The sequence below is a fragment of the Stenotrophomonas sp. WZN-1 genome, from assembly GCF_002192255.1.
GTDB lineage: Bacteria > Pseudomonadota > Gammaproteobacteria > Xanthomonadales > Xanthomonadaceae > Stenotrophomonas.
The window spans coordinates 4,249,590-4,272,537 of record NZ_CP021768.1; the positions used below are offsets into that span (position 1 = coordinate 4,249,590).

General features: G+C 67.3%; 23 protein-coding genes. 9 read left to right on the plus strand and 14 right to left on the minus strand.

The genetic code is table 11. The features are described 5' to 3' along the window. The gene (gene aroE, locus CCR98_RS19840) at positions 1-846 is read right to left on the minus strand and encodes a shikimate dehydrogenase (RefSeq protein ID WP_087923936.1); all 846 of its coding nucleotides are present in this window, start codon (positions 844-846) and stop codon (positions 1-3) included. A gap of 48 nt (positions 847-894) precedes the next feature. On the opposite strand from aroE, the gene CCR98_RS19845 reads away from it, so the two are divergent. After that, complete coding sequence (locus CCR98_RS19845; RefSeq protein WP_087923937.1) at positions 895-1,758, plus strand: PD40 domain-containing protein; 864 nt, start codon at positions 895-897, stop codon at positions 1,756-1,758. 87 nt (positions 1,759-1,845) lie between these two features. On the opposite strand, the gene CCR98_RS19850 is transcribed toward CCR98_RS19845, so the two are convergent. The 4 genes from CCR98_RS19850 to CCR98_RS19865 form a co-directional block, all read right to left on the minus strand. Next, positions 1,846-2,115, minus strand: coding sequence for a hypothetical protein (locus CCR98_RS19850; RefSeq protein ID WP_087923938.1), 270 nt, complete (start codon positions 2,113-2,115; stop codon positions 1,846-1,848). Positions 2,116-2,147: 32 nt separating this feature from the next. After that, positions 2,148-3,137 (minus strand): porphobilinogen synthase, encoded by a 990-nt coding sequence (gene hemB, locus CCR98_RS19855; protein WP_087923939.1) that lies wholly within the window; start codon positions 3,135-3,137, stop codon positions 2,148-2,150. A 19-nt stretch (positions 3,138-3,156) separates the two neighbouring features. Beyond that, positions 3,157-4,074 carry a bestrophin family ion channel gene (locus tag CCR98_RS19860; protein WP_087923940.1) on the minus strand — a complete coding sequence of 306 codons (918 nt, stop codon included), beginning with the start codon at positions 4,072-4,074 and terminating at the stop codon, positions 3,157-3,159. A gap of 123 nt (positions 4,075-4,197) precedes the next feature. Further along, on the minus strand, positions 4,198-4,446 hold the full coding sequence (locus tag CCR98_RS19865; protein WP_005420185.1) for a hypothetical protein: 249 nt from the start codon (positions 4,444-4,446) through the stop codon (positions 4,198-4,200). A gap of 186 nt (positions 4,447-4,632) precedes the next feature. Here CCR98_RS19865 and CCR98_RS19870 point away from each other — a divergent pair, with 186 nt between their 5' ends. Next, complete coding sequence (locus CCR98_RS19870) at positions 4,633-5,097, plus strand: hypothetical protein (protein ID WP_014038879.1); 465 nt, start codon at positions 4,633-4,635, stop codon at positions 5,095-5,097. 85 nt (positions 5,098-5,182) lie between these two features. On the opposite strand, the gene CCR98_RS19875 is transcribed toward CCR98_RS19870, so the two are convergent. From CCR98_RS19875 to CCR98_RS19890, 4 genes are all read right to left on the minus strand, one after another. Further along, positions 5,183-6,985 carry a DUF885 domain-containing protein gene (locus CCR98_RS19875; protein ID WP_087923941.1) on the minus strand — a complete coding sequence of 601 codons (1,803 nt, stop codon included), beginning with the start codon at positions 6,983-6,985 and terminating at the stop codon, positions 5,183-5,185. Positions 6,986-7,052: 67 nt separating this feature from the next. Then, complete coding sequence (locus CCR98_RS19880) at positions 7,053-7,568, minus strand: cytochrome c oxidase assembly factor Coa1 family protein (RefSeq protein ID WP_087923942.1); 516 nt, start codon at positions 7,566-7,568, stop codon at positions 7,053-7,055. A gap of 25 nt (positions 7,569-7,593) precedes the next feature. Further along, on the minus strand, positions 7,594-9,819 hold the full coding sequence (locus CCR98_RS19885; RefSeq protein WP_087923943.1) for a S9 family peptidase: 2,226 nt from the start codon (positions 9,817-9,819) through the stop codon (positions 7,594-7,596). A gap of 153 nt (positions 9,820-9,972) precedes the next feature. Further along, on the minus strand, positions 9,973-10,662 hold the full coding sequence (locus CCR98_RS19890; protein WP_087923944.1) for a glutathione binding-like protein: 690 nt from the start codon (positions 10,660-10,662) through the stop codon (positions 9,973-9,975). A gap of 112 nt (positions 10,663-10,774) precedes the next feature. On the opposite strand from CCR98_RS19890, the gene CCR98_RS19895 reads away from it, so the two are divergent. Continuing rightward, positions 10,775-11,395 (plus strand): TIGR00645 family protein, encoded by a 621-nt coding sequence (locus CCR98_RS19895; RefSeq protein ID WP_087923945.1) that lies wholly within the window; start codon positions 10,775-10,777, stop codon positions 11,393-11,395. A gap of 199 nt (positions 11,396-11,594) precedes the next feature. Next, complete coding sequence (locus CCR98_RS19900; protein ID WP_049442832.1) at positions 11,595-12,608, plus strand: energy transducer TonB; 1,014 nt, start codon at positions 11,595-11,597, stop codon at positions 12,606-12,608. 83 nt (positions 12,609-12,691) lie between these two features. Here CCR98_RS19900 and CCR98_RS19905 read toward each other — a convergent pair whose 3' ends face one another. After that, a complete protein-coding gene (locus CCR98_RS19905; protein ID WP_087923946.1) occupies positions 12,692-12,946 on the minus strand; it encodes a hypothetical protein in 255 nt (84 codons plus the stop codon). Positions 12,947-13,024: 78 nt separating this feature from the next. Here CCR98_RS19905 and CCR98_RS19910 point away from each other — a divergent pair, with 78 nt between their 5' ends. Beyond that, on the plus strand, positions 13,025-13,810 hold the full coding sequence (locus CCR98_RS19910) for a helix-turn-helix transcriptional regulator (protein ID WP_087923947.1): 786 nt from the start codon (positions 13,025-13,027) through the stop codon (positions 13,808-13,810). A gap of 65 nt (positions 13,811-13,875) precedes the next feature. Beyond that, positions 13,876-14,304: a hypothetical protein gene (locus tag CCR98_RS19915; RefSeq protein WP_087923948.1), complete on the plus strand. Its 429-nt coding sequence runs from the start codon at positions 13,876-13,878 to the stop codon at positions 14,302-14,304. A gap of 72 nt (positions 14,305-14,376) precedes the next feature. Here CCR98_RS19915 and CCR98_RS19920 read toward each other — a convergent pair whose 3' ends face one another. Genes CCR98_RS19920 through CCR98_RS19930 form a run of 3 tightly spaced genes read right to left on the minus strand, consistent with a single transcriptional unit; the run spans position 14,377 to position 17,827 of the window. Then, on the minus strand, positions 14,377-15,561 hold the full coding sequence (locus CCR98_RS19920; RefSeq protein WP_087923949.1) for an ABC transporter permease: 1,185 nt from the start codon (positions 15,559-15,561) through the stop codon (positions 14,377-14,379). Further along, the gene (locus CCR98_RS19925; protein WP_087923950.1) at positions 15,558-16,304 is read right to left on the minus strand and encodes an ATP-binding cassette domain-containing protein; all 747 of its coding nucleotides are present in this window, start codon (positions 16,302-16,304) and stop codon (positions 15,558-15,560) included. The genes CCR98_RS19920 and CCR98_RS19925 overlap by 4 nt, the downstream gene beginning before the upstream one ends. Beyond that, a complete protein-coding gene (locus CCR98_RS19930; RefSeq protein WP_087924250.1) occupies positions 16,301-17,827 on the minus strand; it encodes an alpha/beta fold hydrolase in 1,527 nt (508 codons plus the stop codon). Before CCR98_RS19930 ends, CCR98_RS19925 begins: the two co-directional genes overlap by 4 nt. Positions 17,828-18,125: 298 nt before the next feature. On the opposite strand from CCR98_RS19930, the gene CCR98_RS19940 reads away from it, so the two are divergent. The 3 genes from CCR98_RS19940 to CCR98_RS19950 all read left to right on the plus strand — a co-directional run bounded on the left by CCR98_RS19940 (position 18,126) and on the right by CCR98_RS19950 (position 21,368). Further along, entirely contained in the window at positions 18,126-18,611 is a 486-nt protein-coding gene (locus CCR98_RS19940) for a DUF1203 domain-containing protein (RefSeq protein ID WP_087923951.1), read from the plus strand. 233 nt (positions 18,612-18,844) lie between these two features. Then, positions 18,845-20,014: a lytic polysaccharide monooxygenase gene (locus CCR98_RS19945; protein ID WP_087923952.1), complete on the plus strand. Its 1,170-nt coding sequence runs from the start codon at positions 18,845-18,847 to the stop codon at positions 20,012-20,014. Positions 20,015-20,192: 178 nt separating this feature from the next. Beyond that, the gene (locus CCR98_RS19950) at positions 20,193-21,368 is read left to right on the plus strand and encodes a lytic polysaccharide monooxygenase (RefSeq protein ID WP_087923953.1); all 1,176 of its coding nucleotides are present in this window, start codon (positions 20,193-20,195) and stop codon (positions 21,366-21,368) included. A gap of 1,017 nt (positions 21,369-22,385) precedes the next feature. Here CCR98_RS19950 and CCR98_RS19960 read toward each other — a convergent pair. Further along, the gene (locus CCR98_RS19960) at positions 22,386-22,844 is read right to left on the minus strand and encodes a protein-tyrosine phosphatase family protein (RefSeq protein ID WP_232463130.1); all 459 of its coding nucleotides are present in this window, start codon (positions 22,842-22,844) and stop codon (positions 22,386-22,388) included. Between the last annotated feature and the right edge of the window lie 104 nt (positions 22,845-22,948).

A 22,948-nucleotide genomic window follows, 5' to 3' on the forward strand; every position in this document is an offset into this window, starting at 1 on the left:
TCAGTCCTCGCCGGCCAGCACGGCCGAGCCCTGGCGCAGCGACTGGTAGACCTCGTCGGTCTGCGGGCGCACGCCATGCCACTGCAGGAAGCTCTCGGCCGCCTGCTCGACCAGCATGCCCAGGCCGTCGACGGTATTGCGGCACTGCGCCGCACGGGCCCAGGCCAGGAAGGCGATGGCGGCCTCGCCGTAGTTCAGGTCGACAGCGGTGGTCATCGAATTGACCAGTGACAGCGGCAGCTTGAATTCGACGTCGCGGTCGCGACCGGCCGAGGTGGCGTTGACGATCAGCTCGAAGTCGCCCAGGTCGCGCAGGTCTTCCCAGTAGCGGCTGATCGCGCGGCCCGGTTCACCCATGGCATCGATCAGTTCGTCGGCACGCTCCGGCGTGCGGTTGACCACCACCAGTTCGGTGATGCCGGCATCGAGCAGCGCCGGGGCGACGCTGCGCGCCGAGCCACCGGCGCCGATCATCAGCACGCGGCGGCCGCGCAGGTCCAGGCCGTGGCGGTCGGTCAGGTCACGCACCAGGCCGATGCCATCGGTGGTGTCGCCGTGCCAGCGGTCGCCCTTGCGCAGCAGCGTGTTGACCGAGCCGGCACGGCGCGCGCGCGCGGTCAGCGTGGTGCACACCGAGAACGCGGCTTCCTTGTGCGGCAGGGTGACGTTGGCACCGACACCGCCCTCGGCAGCGAAGGCCTCCAGGCCGGCCAGGAACGCATCCGGGGCCAGGTCGATCGCACGGTAGTCGATGGCGATGCCTTCCTGGCGACCGAACGTCGCATGGATCTGCGGCGACTTCGAGTGGGCAACGGGGTGTCCGAAGACGGCGTAACGGTCGGTCATGGAATCCTCAAGCTGGCTAGACTGATGCTCTTTCGTGCACGGAACCGGATGATGCGCATCACCCCGCCCCTGCTGGTGCTCGCCGCCAGTCTACTCTCTGCCCCCGTGGCGATGGCGTTGAACGAGTACGGCATCGAAGGCATGGGCGTGGTCTCGACCCGCGCCGACGAGGGCCGCGCCACGATCAGCACCGATGGCCAGCGCATCGTCTTCGCCCGCCGTGGCGAGGCCGGCTGGGGCCTGTGGGAGGCACGCGTGGTGGACGGTCGCTGGCAGCAGGCACAGGCGCTGCCGGTAGGCGTGGCTGGCGAGGCCCGCGATCCCTACTTCAGCCGTGACGGCCGCTGGCTGCTGTTCGCGGCCGGCCACGAGGGCGCGCTGGCGCTGTACCGGGCCGCGTTGGTCGCCGACGGCCAGCTGGGCCCGGCGCAGCCGCTGGCCGGTGACGGCGGGCGCCGGGAAGAGCGCGGGCCGGCCCTGAGCGCGGATGGCAAGCAGCTGTTGTTTGCCCGCCAGCAGGGCCGTGGCGCCGGCTGGGACCTGTTCGTGGCGACGCTGGATGCACGGGGCCTGCGCGGCCCGGCCAGCGCACTGAGCGCGTTGAACAGCGCCGACGACGAGACCAACGGTGACTGGCTGGGCCATGACGGCGCCGTGGTATTCAGCCGCGGCAGCGGCACGGCCGCGCAGGTCTGGAGCAGCGGCTGTGCGTGGAGCGGCGTGGCGCTGCAGCCGCTGGGGCTGTCGTTCAACCAGGCCGGCGGCTGGACCGGCACGCCGGTGATCGACAACGCCAAACCGGGCGAGATGATGGTCGCCAGCAGTGCGGCGAAGGCGCCGCGTGCCGGGGGCGTGGACGTGTACCGGTTGGCGGTGCCGAAGGTGGTGGCGGTGCCGGGATGCGTTCGGTAGATCCACGCCGCGCGTGGAGGGCCGTCTGGTAGATGCCAACCTTGGTTGGCATGCGGGAAAGCGCCAACCAACGTTGGCACCCACCCGTCAGCGCGACAGCACCTTCGCACGCTGCTGCTCGTACTCCATCTCGCTCAGCTGGCCGTTGTCCTTGCGCTGGTTCAGCGCGGCCAGCTCGGCCTGCACGCTGTCCGGCAGCGCCTGCTCACGGGCCACGTGACGGGCGGCGGAGAACTGTTCCGGCGGGCGCTTGCCGGCCCGCCAGGCCGCGATGAAAACACCGACGATGATGGCCCCGAACACCAGCGTACCGATGCCCCAGATCAACCATTGCACCCATCCCAGTTCGGGTCCCATCGCGTAGTCCTCCGTCTATCGTGGCGGTATTGTCAGCGCTCGCGCAGCCATCGCGCCACCTGCGGCGCGAAATAGGTCAGCACACCATCGGCGCCGGCCCGCTTGAAGCCCAGCAGCGACTCCATCACGCAGGCGCGTTCGTCCAGCCAGCCGTTGGCGAAGGCGGCCTTCATCATCGCGTACTCGCCACTCACCTGATAGGCGAAGGTCGGCACACCGAATTTTTCCTTCACCCGGCGCACTAGGTCCAGATAGGGCATGCCCGGCTTGACCATCACCATGTCGGCGCCCTCTTCCAGGTCCAGCGCGATCTCGCGCAGGGCCTCGTCGCCGTTGGCCGGGTCCATCTGGTAGGTCTTCTTGTCGGCCTTGCCGAGGCTGGCGGCGCTGCCCACCGCATCACGGAACGGACCATAGAACGCCGAAGCGTACTTGGCCGAGTAGGCCATGATGCGCACGTTGATGTGGTTGTCGGCATCCAGCGCACGGCGGATCGCGCCGATGCGGCCGTCCATCATGTCCGACGGCGAGACGATGTCCACACCGGCCTCGGCATGCGATACCGACTGCTTGACCAGTGCTTCGACAGTGATGTCGTTCAGCACATAGCCCTTGTCATCGATGATGCCGTCCTGGCCGTGAGTGGTGTACGGGTCCAGCGCCACGTCGGTCATCACTCCCAGTTCCGGGAAGCGCGACTTCAGCGCGCGGATCGCACGCTGCGCCAGGCCGTCCTCGGCCCACGCCGTCGACGCGTCCAGCGACTTCAGCGACGGGTCGATCACCGGGAACAGGTCGATCACCGGAATGCCCAGTTCCAGCGCTTCCTCGGCCACCTTCAGCAGCTCTTCGATCGACAGGCGCTCCACGCCCGGCATCGACGGCACCGCGGTGCGGCCGGCAAGCTCGTGCACGAACACCGGGTAGATCAGGTCGTCGGTGGTCAGCGTGTTCTCACGCATCAGGCGGCGCGAGAACTCATCGTGGCGCATGCGGCGCGGGCGATAAAGCGGGTGGGACATGGCAGGCTCCGAGGAGTGGCTATTGCAACAGGTAGCCCTGCGGCAGCAGGGGTTCGGGCAACGGGCGTTCGCCGAGCGCGTCGAGCTGGTCGATCTCGATCGTGCGCACCAGCGCGTCCAGCGGCAGGTCGTTCGGCTCCAGGCCGAACGGGTCTTCCATTTCTTCGCCCAGCTGGTCCAGGCCGAAGAAGGCATACGCGAGCACCGCCGACAGCACCGGCGTGCCCCAGCCCAGCGAACTGGCCAGGCCAAACGGCAGCAGCACGCAGAACATCCACGCGCAGCGGTGCAGCAGCAGGGTGTAGGCGAACGGCAGCGGCGTGGTGAGGATGCGCTCGCAGCCCGCCTGGATCGACGACATCGCGTGCAGGCGCTCTTCCAGCTGGGTGTAGAGGATCGGGTCGAGGTCACCGGCACGCAGGGCCTGGGCCAGCTCGGCAGCGATCATCGAGAGCAGCGCGTCGGGGACGTTCTCGCGCTGCCCGAGTTGCTCGCGCTGGCGCTTGTCCAGCCAAGGCAGGGCCATCAGCGCCACGATGCGCCCGCGCAGGCGTCCGGCCAGGGCATGGGCGAACGCGGTGGTGAGGTAGGCGATGCGGCGACGGCGGCCGGCGTCATCGGCCAGCAGCAGGTTCACCTGGCGGGCCAGCGAACGCGATTCGTAGACCAGCTGGCCCCACAGCTTGCGGCCTTCCCACCAGCGGTCATAGCAGGCGCTGTTGCGGAAGCTGAGGAAGATCGACAGGACCAGGCCGAGCAGGGTGAACGGCGTGACGGAAACGCGTTCGATGCCGGTCGGCGGCGCCAGTTCCACCACCGCGGCCACCGCGATGGACAGGATCAGGATGGCCAGCACCTTCGGCGCGATCGCTTTGACGATCGAGCCGCGCAGGATGTACAGCAGTTGCCAGCCGTGGGGACGGGGTCGGATGATCATGGGGCAGCCGCGCCGGGCGCGGATTCACAGGCACGCGGGGGGCTCGCGCAGCCGTTCATTGTACGCCCCTGCCCGGCCCGCGGCCGTGCACCTGCGACGCCCTGTCGCACCCGGCGACGCGGCTCAGATCACGCCGCCACCCAGGCCCAGGCGCAGGATGCCGACCACCACCACGATACCGTTCAGCACCAGCCCGGCCCAAGCCCGGCCGCGCTTGGTCGGGTGCGTGAACAGGATGCCCAGCGCGGCGATCACCGCGCCCACGGCGGCGAACGGGATCAGGAACCAGTTGCCCCAGCCCAGCAGCGGAATCAGCGCCAGGATCATCCACAACAGCGCCAGTACGCCCCACAACAGACTGATCACACCCATTCCGCTCTCCCGCAGTTGGTTCCTGTCTGTCCACCATAGTCGTTCCCGCGGTCGCCGCCTACTGCCGTTGGCGGGGCTGTCACCGGCACCGTGCTAGCGTGCTGCCGTGCGTGCTCTGGCCCGGGTGTTGGCGCCGATTCAGAGTGGCCCGCCGATGATCGCAACCAGTCCTACAGGGGTCGTGCCATGAACATCCGTTGGGCCGCGTTGGCGGCCATCCTGCTGGTCGCCGCCGGCTGTGCCAGCACCTCCAAGGTCATGTTGGGGCGCGCCCGCGCGCCGATCGATCCGGCACTGGTGCAGATCTATTCGACGCCGCCGGCCGGCTCCCAGGAAATCGCCCAGCTGGAATCGGCGTCTGCCGTGGGCTTCGGTACGCAGGGCCAGACCGATGCGGCGGTGGCGCGCCTGAAGCGCGAGGCCGCAGCGCTGGGCGCCAATGGCGTGGTGCTGATGGGCGTGGGCAGCAGCGGCTCGCCGGTGGGCATGTCGGTGGGTGCCGGCACGTTCGGTTCGCATGTCGGCGGTGGCGTCGGCATTGGTATTCCGACCACGCAGAAGCGCGCCGCCGGCGTAGCGATCTGGGTACCGAATCCTGCACCGCCGGCACGGCTGCCGACGCAGGTGATCACACCTCAGCCGCAGCGTTGACCCTCCCGGGACAACGCTGGTAGCGCCGGGCCATGCCCGGCGAGCGTAGCGGAGAAATGCCGCCGGGCATGGCCCGGCGCTACCGTTATTTCTTCTGGTACGTCGGCACGAACACCTTGTTCACCGCATCGGCCAGCTGGTCCGGCGGCAGCAGGCCCTGGTCGAGCAGGAAGTTGTTGAACGCCAGGCGGTCGAACTTCGCACCCAGTGCCAGCTCGGTCTGCATGCGCAGCTCCAGGATGCGGGTGTAGCCGTAGAAGTAGCTGCCGGCCTGGCCCGGCATGCGCACCATGTAGCGGTCCAGTTCCTGGGTGGCCATCGCCTTGGACAAGCCGACCTGCTCCATCAGTACGCGCTCGCCGTTGGCACGGTCGGTCAGGCCGAGGTTGAGCATCGGGTCGAGCATCGCGCGTGCGGCGCGCAGCAGGCGGAACTGCAGGGCGATCATCTGCCCGTCCAGCGGCTCGTACGGCACCATCTCGGCTTCGGCATACAGCGCCCAGCCTTCCACGTTCACCGAATTGAACGCGAACATGGTGCGTGCCAGCGACACGCCGCGCTCGACCATGGCGGTGAACTGCAGCTCGTGGCCGGGGCGGCCTTCATGCGCGCTCAGCGTCCACGCCGCCGCACCGAAGTTGAAGTCGTCGTACTGCGCACCCGGGCCCGCGGCCGGGTTGCCCAGCGGCAGCACGAAGGTGCCCTGCTGCCCGGTGTTGTTGACCAGCGGCGCCGGCAGGAAATGCGGTGCCGGGCTGGCCGCGCTCTCGGCCGCCGAGCCCAGGCGCATCTGCATCGCGCGCTTGGGCACGTCGACGATGGCGTGCTCGCGGATCAACGGATCGATAGCATCGATCACCTTGCGGTAGTGGCCTTCCAGATGGTCGTCGGCGATCTTGTCGGCCTTCAGCGCGCGGATCACCGCCACCGGGTCGCTCGGGTCGGCCACCTTCAGGCCCTTGTCCTTCACCACCAGCGGCGCCAGCTGCTGCATCGCCGAGCGGGTTTCCATGAACTCCAGCTGCGCGCGCTGCATCAGCAGCTTCGGGTCGATGTCGATGCCGACCTGCTTGAGCTGGTAGGCGTACAACGGCGCCGGCAGCCGTGCGTCGGTACGCGCCTTCGGCAGCACCTCCTTGCGGGTCCAGGCAGCGTAGTCCTTCATCTGCCCGGCCAGGGTCTTCATCGCCTCGTCGGCACCGGCGATCTGGTACTTCTTCAGCAGCGACTCGATACCGGTGATATAGGTCTCGACGTTGTCCAGCGACTGCTGCACTTCGATCTTCGTCGGCTGCAGCAGGCTGCTGTCCTTCAGGCGTTCCTCGTAGCGCTGGCGGGCCAGCGTGGTGAAGGCGGTGCCGCCCGCTTGCAGGCCGGCATAGGCCTTGAGGCGGTCGATCGCCTTGGCCCGGCGCTCGGCCGGCACCTGGTCGGACAGCAGCAGGTTGAGGCCGCTGAACACCGTCTGCGGCGCATCGCTCCACGGCAGCAGGTACTTCTCGTTGAGCTCGCTGCCTTCGATGTTCTGGTTGGCGGCGTGGATCATGATCTCCAGGTCCTGGCGGACGTTGGGATCCTTCTCAGCGGCCAGCTTCGCCTTCAGTTCGTCGCGGGCCTTGGCCATCGCGGCGCGGTAGCGCTTGCCGTTGTCCGGGCCGAGATCGGCCACCTTGTCGTCGTAGCCGGGCACGCCGAAGAAGCCAGTTTCTTCCGGCTGGAACGGACCCTGCGCATCAAGCAGGATCTGCGCCAGTGCATTGCTGCGGGCGACCCAGGCCGGGCTGGCCGGGGTGGCGGCCTTGGCGGCGGGTGCAGCCAGCGCCGGCGGTGCGGACAGCAACGGGGCGGCGGTCAGGGCCAGGGCAACGGCCAATGCAATCGGCTTCATGGGACACTCCAGCAAAGGGTTGTCCGCAACTTACGCGCTCAGCGCGATGGCGACAATCGGCCGGAGGTCACAACGCCGCAGTCAGCGGGCATTCGCCGCGATCACGGCAGGCCTGCAGCTCGCATTCCTGCGCGGCTTCATCGTCATCCAGCGCGGTCAGGTCGAAGGTCTGCTTGTTCTCGCCCAGCACGTACATCACCGGGTAGTCCCACACGTCGTCACTGCGGGTGCCCTTCACGAACAGCCTGCCGTGCGCGTTCGGTCCTTCCAGGGCCACGGTCAGGCCGACATCGCGCTGGCCGTTGAGCGCGGTCTGCATGCTGCCCAGCGGCATCGATTCGGTGCGCAACGGCTCGCCGAAGGCTTCCACCAGTTCGATGCTGCACCCCGCGCGGCGCATCGCTTCGCGCATCGGCGGGCTCTCGCGTGCCGCCTCGCTCCAGCGCAGCACGCTCCAGGCCACCACACCGCCGGCCCCGGCCAGCACCAGCAGCACGGTCAGCGGCATCGCCCAGCGCCAGTGACGGCACCACCAGCCGGCGGGCTTGGGGCCATGGGTGGGAATCGGCGGTGGCAGGGTCATCGGCGGGCTCCTTCCCGTTTGTCCATCAGGGCTTCAGGCAGCGTCCCAGGAAGGCTTCGGCCACACGGTAGCGATGCAGCGCATCGGCACCGGAGAGGCCATGCTTGGCACCCGGATAGGTCATCAGTTCGAATGGCTGCGCACGCTTCTGCAGCGCGCTCATCAGGCTGGTCGAGTTGGTGAACAGCACGTTGTCATCGGCCATGCCATGGATCAGCAGCAGCGGCGAACGCAGGCCATCGATATGGGTCAGCACGCGCGCTTCGCGGTACCCCGCTTCGTTGCGCGCCGGCAGGTCCATGTAGCGTTCGGTGTAGTGGCTGTCATACAGGCCCCAGTCGGTGACCGGCGCGCCGGCCACGCCACAGGCGTACTGGTTCGATGCCTTGGCCAGCAGCATCAGGGTCATGTAGCCGCCGTTGGACCAGCCCTGCACGCCGATGCGCGCCGGGTCCACCCACGGCTGCTGCTTCAGCCAGGTCACGCCGCGCAGCTGGTCGGTCACTTCCACCGTGCCCTGCCTGCCGTACAGCGCGCCACCGAAGTCACGGCCACGTCGCGGGGTGCCGCGGTTGTCCAGCGAGAACACCACGTAGCCCTGCTGGGCCAGGTACTGGTTGAACAGGTGGTCGCCACGGCCAGGCCAGCTGTCGGTGACGGTCTGGCTGGCCGGGCCGCCATAGACGTACACGGCCACCGGGTAGCGCTTGGACGGATCGAAGCCGGCCGGCTTGATCAGGCTGTAGTTCAGCGGCGTCTTGCCGTCGGCAGCCATCAACGTGCCGAACTCGACCGGGCGCTGCGCATCGCGGTAGCGCGCATACGGATGCTTGGGATCGGCCAGGTCGTTCTCCACCAGCGTAGCGATCTTCTGGCCATTGGCGCGGAACAGCTCGATCTGCGGCGGCGTGGTGCTGTTGGACCAGCTGTCCACATAGACGCTGGCGTTGCGGGCGAAGCTGGCGCTGTGCATGCCCGGAGCCTTGGACAGGCGCTGCGGCTCACCGCCCTGCAGCGGCACCGCGTAGATCTGGCTTTCTCGCGAGCTCTCGATGCCGGCGCGGAAGTAGGCCTTGCCGGCCTTCTCATCGACCGCCAGCAGCTCGTCCACCGGCCAGTTGCCGTGGGTCAGCGCGGTGGACTTGCCCTTGCTGTCGATGCGGTACAGGTGCTGGAAACCGGTGCGCTCGGACGACCACAGCACGCTGCCGTCTTCAAGGAAGCGCAGGCTGTTGTGCAGCGGCACCCAGGTCGGGCTGGTCTCGTGGGCGAGCACGCGCTGGCGGTTGGACTCGAGTGCCACTTCCACCAGGTCCAGCTGCTTCTGGTCGCGCGACTGGCGCTGGAAGCTCAGGTGCTGCGCATCGCGCCAATCGACGCGGGCCAGGTAGATGTCCTGTTCCTTGCCCAGGTCGACCCAGCGCGGCTGCGCGTCGGCGGCCGGTGCGATCACACCCAGCTGCACACGCACGTTGGCGTCGCCGGCGGCCGGGTAACGCTGTTCGATCACATCGGTGCGGTCGGCGTAGACCTCGTAGCGCTTCTGCACCGGCACCGGTGCCTCGTCGATACGGGCGAAGGCGATGGCCGAATCGTCCGGCGCCCACCAGTAGCCGGTGTGGCGGTCCATTTCTTCATCGGCGACGAACTCGGCCACGCCGTTGCCGATGGTGGTGCTGCCGTCGCGGGTCAGCTGCAGCTGCCTGCCACTGGCCAGGTCGATCACCCACAGGTTGCGGCCGCGGATGAAGCTGACGAAGCCGCCCTTGGGTGACAGCTTGGCGTCGGTGGCGAAGCCTTCACCGTGGGTCAGCTGGCGCACGGCCGCCGCTCCCTGCTGCTTGAGGTCGTACAGGTAGAGTTCGCCGCCCAACGGGAACAGCAGGCGCTGCGCGTCCGGCGACCACTGGTAATCGACGATGCCGGTCATCGCGGCGATGCGCTGGCGCTCGCGGCGGGCCTTTTCCTCATCGCTGAGGGTCTCGGTGCCGGGCAGCACCACCTTGGAATCGACCAGCAGGCGGGTCTGGCCGCTGCCGATGTCGTAGGTCCACAGGTCCAGCTGGTTGCGGTCGCTGTCCTTGCCGCGCAGGAAACTGACCTGCGAACCGTCCGGCGCCACCTTGGGCTTCATCAGGGTCGGGCCGGACAGCGGCAGCGGGCCGGTGATGGCTTCCAGGGTCAGCTTTTCGGCGTGGGCGGCGGTACTGGTGGCGAGCATGAGGGCGAGCGAAGCGAACAGGTGGCGCATGGAGGATCCCGTCAAACGGCAGGTCCGCCCCGCGGCGGGCGCCGGGCGGTCGTCCCCCATCCTAACCAAGCCCGTGCAGGAAGGCAGCATGACCTTCTGCCCATAAGGAGTGCCGACGAGTGCCGCCCCATGGTCGGCACCCACCGTACTGGATCAGCGCTGGCCGAACAGGTGCTTGCGCTCTTCGTCGCTGAGCGGCTTGCCGGCGTTCGGGTTCACCTGCTGGCGCAGGGCATAGGCGCGCTGGGTGGCCGGGCGCGCAGCGATGGCCTCGTGCCAGCGCTTGAGGTTCGGGAAGGCGGCGAAATCCACCGGCAGCTTGTCGTAGGCGCCGATCCACGGGTAGCTGGCCATGTCGGCGATGGTGTACTCGTCGCCGGCCAGGAAGGCGTGCTCGGCCAAGCGCTTGTCCATCACCCCATGCAGGCGGCGCACTTCGTTGTCATAGCGCTCGATCGCATACGGGATCTTTTCCGGCGCATACACATTGAAATGCCCCATCTGGCCGCTCATCGGGCCCAGGCCGGCCATCTGCCAGAACAACCACTCCAGGGTGGTGACGCGGCCACGCGGATCGCTGGGCAGGAACTGGCCAGTCTTCTCGGCCAGGTACAGCAGGATCGCGCCGGACTCGAACACGCTCTGCGGGGCACCGCCATCGGCCGGGGCCTGGTCGACGATGGCCGGCATCTTGTTGTTGGGCGAAATGGCGAGGAATTCCGGCTTGAACTGGTCGCCCGAGCCGATGTTGACCGGGTGGATGCGGTACTCCAGGCCGGTTTCTTCCAACAGCAGGGTCACTTTGTGGCCGTTCGGGGTGGGCCAGTAATACAGGTCGATCATGGCAGCGGCTCGGGGCGCGGAAAGGAACCTGGAGTCTAGTGCGAGAGTTGGGTTGGCACCGTCATGGCGGGCCGGTAACCTCGCCTCTCCCCCGAAACACAGCATCCCCCGCATGAGTGCAAACCGCCCGCCGCTCTCCCCGTTGTCCACGCTGATCTTCGCCTCACGCTGGCTGCAGCTGCCGCTGTACCTGGGCCTGATCGTGGCGCAGTGCGTCTACGTGTTCCTGTTCGGCAAGGAACTGTGGCACCTGATCTCGCATTCCGCCTCGATGGGTGAACAGCAGATCATGCTGATCGTGCTGGGCCTGATCGACGTGGTGATGATCTCCAACCTGCTGGTGATGGTGATCGTCGGCGGCTACGAGACCTTCGTCTCGCGCCTGCGCCTGGAAGGCCATCCGGACCAGCCGGAGTGGCTGAGCCACGTCAACGCCAGTGTGCTGAAGGTGAAGCTGGCGATGGCGATCATCGGCATCTCCTCGATCCACCTGCTGAAGACCTTCATCGCCAGTGGCGCACTGAATGGCATCCCGCTGTGCACGCCGGAACAGATGAGCGTGGCCGCCGCCAACATCGGCGTCGCCCGCTGCTCGATGCTGACCCCTGACGGCGTGCTGTGGCAGACCATCATCCACTGCGTGTTCATCCTGTCGGCGATCGGCATCGCCTGGACCGACAAGCTGATGTCCAACGGCCACAGCAAGTCGCACGACAAGGCGCACGACCACTGAGGTCGTCGCAGGCAACGGCGGTGGCCGTTGCCCCTCCCGGCCACTGCCCCTTGTACGCGGCGGTGGCCGGGATGCTAGATTGCACCCTCGCCGTTGCCGGCGGTGGCGTCGGGAAACGTCACCCTGCCGCGCCCGGACCGCAGGTCCCGGCCATGCATATCAATGATTTACGTCACGTCGTCTTCTAGAGGGGAGCAGGATGTCGCACGTCTCAACGATCACCGCCGCGCGCCGGTGGCTGCCGGTTGCTTTGGCACTGGCGCTGGCCGCCTGCTCGGGCAAGGAAGAATCCGCAGCACCGGCCCCGGCCGCCGCACCCACCGCCGCTGCACCGGCCGCACCGGTGGTCGCCGCCAAGGTGCAGTCGATGGGTACCGAGCAGCTGCGTGAGTCGGCCAGCCAGGCCCTGCGCGAGAACCGCATGTACGCGCCGGCCGGCGACAACGCCATCGAGTACTACCTCGCCCTGCGCGACAAGACCCCGGACGACGCCTCGGTGAAGAGCGCGCTGACCGACCTGCTGCCCTACACCCTGATCGCCGCCGAACAGCACCTGGGCCGCGAGGACTACACCGAAGCGCAGCGCCTGGTGGCGCTGATCGAGAAGGTGGATGCGTCCGCGCCGGCGCTGCCGCGCCTGAAGGACGGCCTGGCCAAGGGCGTGCAGAACGCTGCCAAGCGCACCGAAGCGGAAGCCGAGAAGGCGAAGAAGGACGCCGAGGACCGCAGCAAGCAGCAGACCGAACAGCAGCGCCTGGCCGAGCAGCGCGCCAAGGAAGCCGACGCGGCCAAGCAGATCGCCGCCCAGCAGGATGCTGCCCGCCGCGACAACGAACGCCAGGAAGCCGAGCGCCAGGCTGCGGCCCGCCGCGAAGCCGAGCAGAAGCAGCAGCAGGCTGCCGCCCAGCAGGCAAGCGCCGCACGCCAGGCTGCGGCCCCGGCGGCCGCTGCGGCGCCCAACCTGCGCCCGGTCAGCACGCCGGCGCCGCGCTATCCGTCCGAGGCGCTGCGTGCAGGCACCTCCGGCGAAGTGCTGGTGGAAATCACCGTCGGCACTGACGGTTCGGTGATCAACGCCCGCGTGCTGCGCGCAACGCCGTCGCGCGTCTTCGATCGCGAAGCCATGAACGCGGTCAAGCGCTGGCGCTTCGAGCCGGTCAGCGCGCCGGTCACCACCCGCCGCACCCTGGTATTCGCTCCCGGCGGCACCTGACCACGAAAAAGGGGACGGAGGGGATTAAGTCGTTTCCGCCCCGCAATGACGACACGGCCCGGCATGTCCGGGCCGTGTTCGTTTCAGGAGAGGCTGTCGATCAGGCGCTGCAGTGCTGGATCGCGCGCGGCCAGCACCTGGAACAGGCCCAGCGCATGCAGGCCCGGCAGCAGCGCACGCAGGTCGGCTTCGGCAGTGGCGCGGGTGGCGCCATCGCTGGCGGGGTCCTGCCAGTCACGGACGCTGGCGAGGAAGGCGCCGACGCTGCCCTTGCGCACGGTGAGGCCGTTTACCTGCACGTCGTTCTGGTGGTCGGGAAGGATGTCCTGCGGCTGCATCACAAGGTACTCGCTTGGAGGGGAGCTCCAGTGTGCACGCCTCGCAATAGCGATTCTGCCGTATAACTGCCATCTTATATGGCAGATCAGACATCCACTGCATTGATCGACCCGTCACTGGCCAACGCCAGCGACGGGCCAGTGCTGCTGGCGGCCCAGCTGCGACTGCATCGCCCGCGACGCACGGCCCGTCACCAGCACGTCCGCGGCCAGCTGCTGGGCGCGCACCAGGGCGTGCTGCGGATCGAGGTCGGCGATCTGCAGTGGCTGCTGCCGGCGGGGCACGTCGCCTGGATCCCACCCTCGCTGCCCCACGCGTTGGTAGGGGCAGAGGGATTCGATGGCTGGAGCCTGTACTTCTGCGCCGAGGCCTGCCTGGACCTGCCCGTCGTGCCGCGCATTTTCCAACCCAACGCGCTGTTGCAGGCCGCGATGACGCGCGCACTGAGTTGGCCACACCAGGCACTGGATCCCGCGCAGATACGCCTGGCCGGCGTGATCGCCGATGAGATCACCGCCAGCACGCCGCTGCCGCTTGCCCTGCCACAACCGCGGGATCGCCGCCTGCGGCGGATCGCGGCGGTGCTGGCACGTTCGCCGGATGACCTCCGCAGTGTCGAGGCGTGGGCAGCCACCTGCGGCCTGTCCAGCCGCAGCCTCGCCCGTCGTTGGCAGGCCGAAACCCACATGACGCTGAGCCAGTGGCGGCAGCGCCTGCGCGTGCTGCTGTCGCTGCCCCGTCTGCTGTCCGGCGAACCGGTGATCAGCGTCGCGCTGTCGATGGGCTACGACACGCCCAGTGCCTTCATTACCGTGTTCAAGCGCGAGATGGGGGTGACGCCTGCGCGGTATTCCAGCGGCTGACGCATTCGACGCTCCCGCTGTCTACTCGCGACCCAGGCTGTTTTCCAGACTCAGGAGGAGAAGAAATGAAGTACGACGACGCCAGCTGGCATTCCGGGGGTGACTTCCCTTCGGATCTTCCGGCTGAGGCCGGTGCCACTCACATCGGCATGTACCTGGCATGGTTGCTGTTACAGGGCATGGCAAGCGAAGCGCTCGCCGAGGACGCAGAAGAAGACCTGCTGGCGCTGCGGGAACGTAGTACGACGCCAGGCCTGTTCCTGCTTCAATGCAGCGATGGCAAATTCGTCGATGACCTGATCAGTGATGACGCCAACGCGTTCACTGCTGCGTATTACGACCTCGAGAATAGCCAGTATCTGGAAGACTATGAGGAACAGCTGGGGGCCGAGGTCCCTTCGCTGTACCACGTCGCCGATACCTGGGAAAACTTTGATCGATTGGCACCGGTGATCGCCCAACGCTTCGCCGCTTGGCAGGCGACGCAATCCTGAAAACAACGAGGCCCGGAATGACCGGGCCTCGTTTCAAATCCGCCGGGCATGGCCCGGCGCTACCAGTGGCGGTCAGCCGGAGATCGCCAGGCGCTCGTTGTGGTAACGACGCACGGCGGCGAACCACAGCACCGCGGCCAGGCCCAGGCTGGCGCCCAAGTAGATCGCCCAGACCGTTGGGGTGATGGTCTCGTGGCGGATCACCTTCAGCAGCATCTGGTTCTGCGACAGGAACGGCACGGCGTACTGCCACATCTCGCTCTTCAGCGGATAGGCCACCAGTGCATAGCCGGGCAGCATCGGCAACAGCATCAGCCAGGTCATGTGGCTCTGCGCTTCCTTCATGCTCTTGGCAGCGGCCGACAGGAAGGTCAACAGCGAGGTGCCGATCAGCAGCATCGGCAACATCACCAGCAGCATCTGCAGCATCGATCCGACGTTCATGTTGAACTGGCGGCCGATGTTGCCGGGCGCGATCTGCGCACTCACCTTGAACGCGACCAGGGTCAGCAGCAGCGATACGAAACCGACCACGCAGGCGGCGGCGATCTTGCCGCTGACGATCGCGCTGCGCGAGCCCGGCGTGGCCAGCAGTGGTTCCAGCGACTGCCGTTCGCGCTCGCCAGCGGTGGCGTCCATCACCAGGTAGGCGCCACCGATGAACGAGGTCAGCGTCAGCAGTACCGGCAGCAGCATCGACAGGATCATGCCGCGCTTGGCTTCGGCACTGGCCAGGTCCTGGCGCGCCACGTCCAGCGGGCGTGCCACCTGTGCATCGATGCCGCGCGCCATCAGGCGCAGTGCTCCGACCTGGCCGTTGTAGGTGGCCAGCGCCGCCTCCAGGCGGGCGCCGGGCACTTCGGCCGCGCGCCGCGTGCTGTCCTTGATCACCTCCACCAGTGCCGGCTTGCCATCGGCCCAGTCCTTGCTGAAGTCATCGCTGATACGCAACGCCACATCGATGTCCTGGGTGCGGATGGCCTCGGCCAGGTCCTTCGGTGCCGGTGCGGCATTGAGGCCCTGTGCGGCGAGGAAGCGCACCAGGTTCGGTGCGTTCTCCGCGCCGATGGTCGGGATCTGCAACGGCTCTTCGATCTGGGTGCGCACCCGGCTCTCGGCCAGCTTGCCCATGCCCAGCAGCAGCACCGGGTACAGCAGCGGCCCGAACAGCAGGGTCAGCAGCAGCGTACGGCGGTCACGCGACAGGTCACGCAGTTCCTTGCGCATCACCGTCATCAGGGTCGACATCATGCTCATGCGTGCAGGCCCTCTTCGCTCCCGATCAGTTTCACGAACGCATCTTCCAGGTTGACTTCTCCGGCCTGTGCACGCAGCTCGTCGGCGCTTCCGGCCGCCATCACCGTGCCCTTGGCGATGATCACGATGTGGTCACACAACGCGCCCACCTCCTGCATGATGTGGCTGGACAGGATCACGCAGCGACCCTCTTCGCGCAGGCCCAGCAGGAAGCGGCGCAGCGCGCGCGTGGTCATCACATCCAGGCCGTTGGTCGGTTCATCGAGGATGACGTTGCGCGGGTCGTGCACCAGCGCGCGGGCAATCGCGGTCTTGGTGCGCTGGCCCTGCGAGAAGCCATCGGTCTGCCGGTCGAGGATGTCGCCCATGTCCAGCGCGTGCGACAGCACCTCGATGCGTTCGCGGATGCGCTCGGCCGAAAGGCCATGCAGCTCGCCGAAATAGGCGATGTTCTCGCGCGCGGTCAGGCGCTTGTAGACGCCGCGCGCATCAGGCAGCACGCCGAGATGGCGACGCACCTCCACCGGATTGCGCGCCGCATCGATGCCATCGACGGTGATGCTGCCCTGATCGGGCGTCATCAGCGTGTAGAGCATGCGCATGGTGGTGGTCTTGCCGGCACCGTTGGGGCCGAGCAGGCCGGTGATCTTCCCATCCCCGGCGCGGAAGCCGACGTTGGCGACCGCCTGAATGCGGCCCGTGCGGGTATCGAAGGCCTTGTGCAGGTTGTCGGCGACGATCATGGTTCCCATCCGTTGAACGAGGTGAACGCCGGCACGTAGCTCAGCGTGTCCAGGCAGCCGGCATCCAGCGCCTTGGCATCGGTCTTGTCGATGAACTGGCCGAGCAGGCGCGGCATGCAGCCGGCGGTCAACGTGCCATGGCCCTGGCCACGGGCGACCAGCGCACGGCCATTGGGCAGGCCCTTGAGCACCTTCGCGGCATAGCGCGGCGGCGTCACCGGGTCCAGCTCACCGGACAGCAGCAGTGCCGGCACGTCGCTGCGCAGCGGCACGGCATCGGTTGCCGGCGCCGGACGATGCGGCCACACCGGGCAGGCGGCGAAGAAGGCACTGGCGACGTCGTTGCCGAACAGCCGCTCGGGGTCCTCGGCCGGCGCGTGGTAGCGCGGCGCATCCTCGCTGCAGATCACCGACCATTGCATGCCGCGGTTGATCTGGAAATCCATGCTGCGGTTCGCGCCCCGCGCCAGCGATGCCAGCGGTGCGTAGCGACCGTGTGCGGCCTCGTCCAGCACCAGTGGCAGCAGCGAAGAATACTGCGGGACGTAGGAGAAGGCGAAGGCCAGGCCGACCACGCTGTCCGGCGTCAGGACATCCTGCCGCGGTGCGTTGGTACCCGGATCGCGATACTCGACCGAGACCGGCGCACGACGCAGGGTGTCGACCACGCTGCGCAGCTGCGCGCGCGTGTCGGTCGGGAAGCGCTTGCTGCAGGCGGCATCCTTGCGGCACTGCGCCGACTGCAGGGCGATCGCATCCTCGAAGGTGGTCGCGAAGTCGCCACCGACCACCAGCTCGTTCGGCACCACGCCATCGATGACGATGCTGCGGGTGTGCTGCGGATAGGCGCCGGCATAGCGCTGGGCCACACGGGTGCCGTAGGAGCCGCCGACCAGGTTGACCTGATCCACGCCGAGCGCACCGCGCACCGCATCCAGATCGGCGATGGCCTCGGTGGTGGTGTAGAAGCGCGCGTCGGCACGCCCCTGCAGCGACGCCGCACAGCGCTGGGCATAGTCGCGCAGCGATGCCTCGGAGGGCGCGGCATCCTCGTCCATCTGCAGTGGCGTGCCGTCCGCGCCCAGGCAGCTGAGCGGGTTGGAGCCGCCGGTGCCGCGCTGGTCGATCAGGAACACGTCGCGCTGCTTGCGCACCTGGCGCAGTGCGGTATCGACGATGACCGCCACCTCGCTGGCCGCCTGGCCGGGGCCGCCGGCCAGGAAGAACACCGGGTCGGGTTGGCTGGCACCGCTGCTGCCCGATTCCAGCCAGGCAATGCGCAGGCCGATCCGGCGGCCATCGGGCTGGGCCCGGTCCTCCGGTACCTGCAGGGTGGCGCACTGCGCCTCCACGTTGGCACTGGCGCCTTCGGTGGACAGCGTGCAGGGCTGGAAGTCGATCGTGCCGAAACGACGGCTGGGTGCATCACTGGCACTTCCGGCGTCGGCCGGCGGCGGCTGGCTGCACCCGGCAATCATCAGGCTGGCCAGCATCCCGGCCAGCGCGAGGTGGTGTCTTTGCATCGTGCTCATTTCCCCTGGAGGACGTTCCTGTCGACCACGACGGGCTGCCGCGGAAGATGTGACCCAACTTACACGGGCAGCGCGCCGACGGCGATGGGCAATGACGAATCCGCCGCCGACGGCGCACAGACCAGGCGGTCCCGCCCCTCGGCCTTGGCCCGGTACAGGGCGGCATCGGCGGCGGCCAGCAGCAACCCATGGGCCAGTGTTCCGGCCCGATGCCGGTGTGGGGTCTGAAAACGGCGAGCACGGCGGCCGGCGCATGCGCACAATCCGCGGAAAACCCAAGGAGACGCCCATGCACGCGTGGTACCTCAGCGGCATCGACCACCGCCCGTTCCTGCACCTGTTCGAGATGAGTGACAGCGCGCTCGCCGCGCTCGGCATCCAACGCCGCTGGGCGGGCGACAGCGGCGGCCATCCCTGCCGGATCAGCCTGAGCGATCCCGCACCTGGTAGTGAACTGCTCCTGCTGTCCCACGCCCACCTGCCGCTGCACTCGCCGTATCGCGCCGCCGGCCCGATCTTCGTGCAGCGCGGCGTGACCCGTTGCGTCCTGCCGCCGGGCGAGGTGCCCCCGTATGTGCAGCGCCGGATGATCTCGGTGCGTGCCTATGACCACGCCGCGCTGATGAGCGGTGCCCAGGTCTGTGCCGGCACCGGGGTGGCCGACCACCTGGATGCACTGTTCGCCGACCCGTCGGTGGCGTTCGTCCAGCTGCACAACGCGGCGCATGGCTGCTTCTCGTGCCAGGCGGATCGGATGGGTGCCGAGGCCATGTAGTGCGATCTCCACGACGTGATCGATGCCACGCCGGTCACGTGACCTCCAGCGCATCCGTTCAGCCCTGCGTGAAGCCTGCGGGAAGGGGTTCACACCCACAGTCACGGATCGGCGCTTCGGTGGTTCCGCCCCCTGCGCTGCGACTCGATACTCGCCGTGGTGCCGCCGGAAGTCCGCCGCGCAGCGCAGCTCCTGCGGTCACCGCTCCCTTTCGACGACCACAAGGATGCGCCATGTCATTCCGATCCACACCGCTGCTGCTGGCTACCTCGTTCTCCGCTGCGGGCCTGTGCCTGGCCGGCAGCGCGTTCGCCCACGGCACCATGACCGCGCCGGTCAGCCGTGTCTATGCCTGCTTCCAAGGCAATCCCGAGAACCCGACCAACCCGGCCTGTGCCGCTGCAAAAGCGATTGGCGGTTCGCAGGCGTTCTACGACTGGAACGGCATCAACCAGGCCAACGCCAATGGCAACCATCAGGCCGTGGTGCCCGACGGCAAGCTGTGCAGCGGCAACAACCCGACCTTCCGCGGGCTGGATGTGAACCGCAGTGACTGGCAGACCACGCCGATCCAGGCCGATGCCAATGGCAGGTTCACCTTCGTGTTCAAGGCGACCGCACCACACGCCACGCGCGACTGGCGCTTCTTCGTCACCCGCGAAGGCTGGCAGCCGGGCAGCCCACTGCGCTGGGCCGACCTGCAGGAGTTCTGCACGCTGGGCAATACGCCGCTCTCGGCCGATGGCACCTACAAGCTGCAGTGCACGTTGCCGCAGCGCACCGGCCAGCATGTGATCTACAACACCTGGCAGCGCTCGGATTCGACCGAGGCGTTCTATACCTGCATGGATGTGCGCTTCCAGGGCGGCGGCGGAACCGCACCGGCACCGCAATGGCAGGATGCCGGCCCGGTCACCGCACGCGCTGAGCTCCCGGTGGGCACGACGCTGGCACTGCGCGTGTTCAACGCCAACGGCAATGACGTCGAACGGGTGGAAGCCACCCTGGCCAGTGGCCAGACCGCGCCCGCGCAGTGGCCGTTGGTGCTCGCCCGCAAGGTCAATGCCAGTGCCCAGCACGCGCGCATGGGCGTGCTTGCCAATGGCGTGATCACGCCGGCGGCCTCGGCCACCGACAACCGCGTGTACCTGAAGGACGGCAACCGCTTCCAGCTCGATACCAAGGTGCCCGACCCGGGCACGCCGTCGCCGGGCGGTGATTTCGACCACGTGTACCCGGCGGGCATCGGCAGCTATGTGCCGGGCCAGACCGTGGTGAAGAGCAGCGACGGCAAGCTGTACGCCTGCCGCCCGTTCCCGGAAGGTGCATGGTGCAACGTCAACGCCGAGGCGTACCGGCCGGGCGTGGGTGCGGCCTGGCGCGATGCGTGGATCGCATACTGAGGCGGTGATGCGGGAGGCGGTGCAGGGTGCACCGCCTTCTGCCTGGAAAGCGGCACAGTGAGCACCGTGTTGCAGATCGAACACGACCGCCATCGAATTCGAACTTATCCGATGTTGCCGGCGGGCCTGCATGTGAAGACTGCGCGAGGTTTCCCACACTTCGCAAAGGAGTTCCTGCATGCACCTGTCCCATCGGGCAGTCCTCGCTCTGTCCGTCGTTGCCGGCCTGGCCCTGTCCGGCAGCGCCCTCGCCCACGGCACCATGACCAAGCCGCTCAGCCGCGTGAAGCAGTGCCACGAGGGCAATCCGGAGAACCCGACCAACCCGGCCTGTGCCGCGGCCAAGGCCATCGGTGGCGCGCAGCCGTTCTATGACTGGAGCGCGATCGCCCATGGCAACGCCAATGGCAACCATCGCGAGCTGGTGCGTGACGGCGAGCTGTGCAGCGCCAGCATCCCCAAGTACCGCGGGCTCGATCTGAACCGCAGCGACTGGCCGACCACCCCGGTCCGCGCCGATTCGCGCGGCCGCTACACCTTCGAATTCCGGGCACCGGCGCCACACGCCACCCGCGAGTGGAAGTTCTACGTCACCCGTGATGGCTGGCAGCCGGGCAGCCCGCTGCGCTGGGCCGACCTGCAGGAATTCTGCACCCTGGGCAACGTGCCGCTGTCCGAAGGCGGTGTCTACAAGCTGGACTGCCCGCTGCCCAAGCGCAGTGGCCAGCACATCATCTACAACACCTGGCAGCGCTCGGATTCGCAGGAAGCGTTCTACACCTGCATGGACGTGCGCTTCGAAGGTGGCGGTGGCGTGGTTCCGCCGCCGCAGTGGCAGGACGCTGGCGCAGTAACCGCCAATGGCGCGCTGGACGTGGACAGCACCGTGACCCTGCGCGTGTTCAACGCCAACGGCAATGACCTGGAGCGTCTGGAAACCAAGCTGGCGACCGGCCAGACCAGCCCGACGCAGTGGCCGCTGGCGCTGGCCCGCAAGGTCAACGCCAGCGCACAGCACGCCCGCGTGGGCGTGATGAAGAACGGCGTGATCACGCCGGTCGCCTCGGCCACCGACAACCGCGTGTACCTGAAGCCGGGCAACCGCTTCCAGCTGGAAACCCAGGTGCCGGGTCCGGGCCCGATCGATCCGGTCGATCCGCCGGGCGGCGACTTCGACTTCGTCTACCCGGCCGGCCTCGGCAGCTACAAGCCGGGCGAGACCGTGGTGAAGGGCACCGACGGCAAGCTGTACGCCTGCCGCCCATTCCCGGAAGGCGCCTGGTGCAACATCAATGCCGATGCCTATCGTCCGGGCACCGGCTTCGCCTGGCGCGACGCCTGGATCGCCTACTGAGGCAGGGTACCGGGGGCGGCGCGATGCCGCCTCCGGTTCATGGGGTTGCCGGCCAGCGGCCGGCACTACCCTGGCTTACTTGCTGCTGACGTAGAGAAGTTCAACCGAAACACTAGCTGGAATAGCTCCTGTCGAGATATCGCTTACGAATAGCTAGTCGACAGTAGATAATCCTCCATTCAGAATTCAGTCAGCTAGAAGTAGTCGGCAACCTTTCGCGGAAGGACCTGACGATGGCGGCAGCCATGCCTCAGACCAATTGGCGTCACTAGCGCTGCGAGAACAAAGTAGTGATCTCCGAACTCGAGCGTACCCTCCGCGTCCCGTAAGCTGGGCCTTGAGGGAGGCACCTAGGTCCTGGATAGTCGCCTGGTGTTGGCGCAGCAGGGCCGAGAGAAGCCGGCCGCCGGCGACCTTTCGACCGGCTCGATCATTCAACCAGATGGCCTGAGCTCGAGCGGCGGCCAGGACATCTTCTGCTTGACTTGCCTTCTAGCGGTTTTCCCGGGGACGCGGCCCCCGACTAGCTCCTAGATTTCAGTAGGCCTGCTACCGTCGCTATTGACGCAGGCCGTTGCCATAAATTGCTCGTTCTGAGGCGACCAACCACCTAAGGCCAGCTGGGTACGCAGTAGCCCCTTGTGCGGGCTAGCCGCGAGAGCGCCACATTCGTAATTGGGCCATAGCTGGTCGATCACCAACACAAGCTCCCGCATGAGATGCTCCATGCGAAAGTCCGCGCGATAGATGACCTGCAGGGCCAGTTCGTAGACACGCAGAAAGAATTGAGTCGAGCCTCGCGTCGCAAGAATAGGGTTGTGCTGGGGTATCAGTAGGAGCTTCGCCCAAGGGGACGCTCTGCCGGAGAGAGCATCCTTTGCTAGGGTATCGACCGCGACCAAAAAGTACTCAGCACAGCGTCCCCTGCGGCTGGCTCATCTACAGGCCAACTGCGGGATGCCGTCTTCTTATACGTGAGCCAAAGGCAATGGAGGGTAGGTCAGCGGGGCATTGCAGCTACCGGGGACTTAGGGTCCTGCGAGCGGCCCAATTCAGGATGAATTCCTCCTGCTCCGCAGTCTCCACCGCACCAGGTCGCACTGACCGTACCTTGGCAATTGCATCGATGCCGTCCGAAGCACAGCCTGTGTCAATGAGAAGCATCGACGCCACGGTTCCTGCCCGACCCAGCCCACCCTTGCAGTGCACCACAACCCTGCTCCCAGACAAGAGCTCGGCTGCAAGGTGTGGTCCTAAGGATCGCCAAGGCTCTAGCAGTCGTGAATCAGGAGCAGCACCATCCGTGATCGGCAGGCCGTGCCATATCAAACCGTGAGTTCTGGCACATTGCGCCAAAGAGGTGATTCGCAGTTCTTCAAACTCCCATGGCTCAATCAACGTGACCAAATGCTGTGCTCCCCAAGCGATGATCGACGCGAGATCAATGTCCAAGTCCCTAGCCCAAGACCCGGTCATTGCGACGTCTTGATGTTTTCCCGGTGCAAAGGTGACGCCAATCCCACCGCCGCGCACTCCAACAGGCAAGCTGGCAATCTGCAGTGGGTGGGAGATACTTGTTC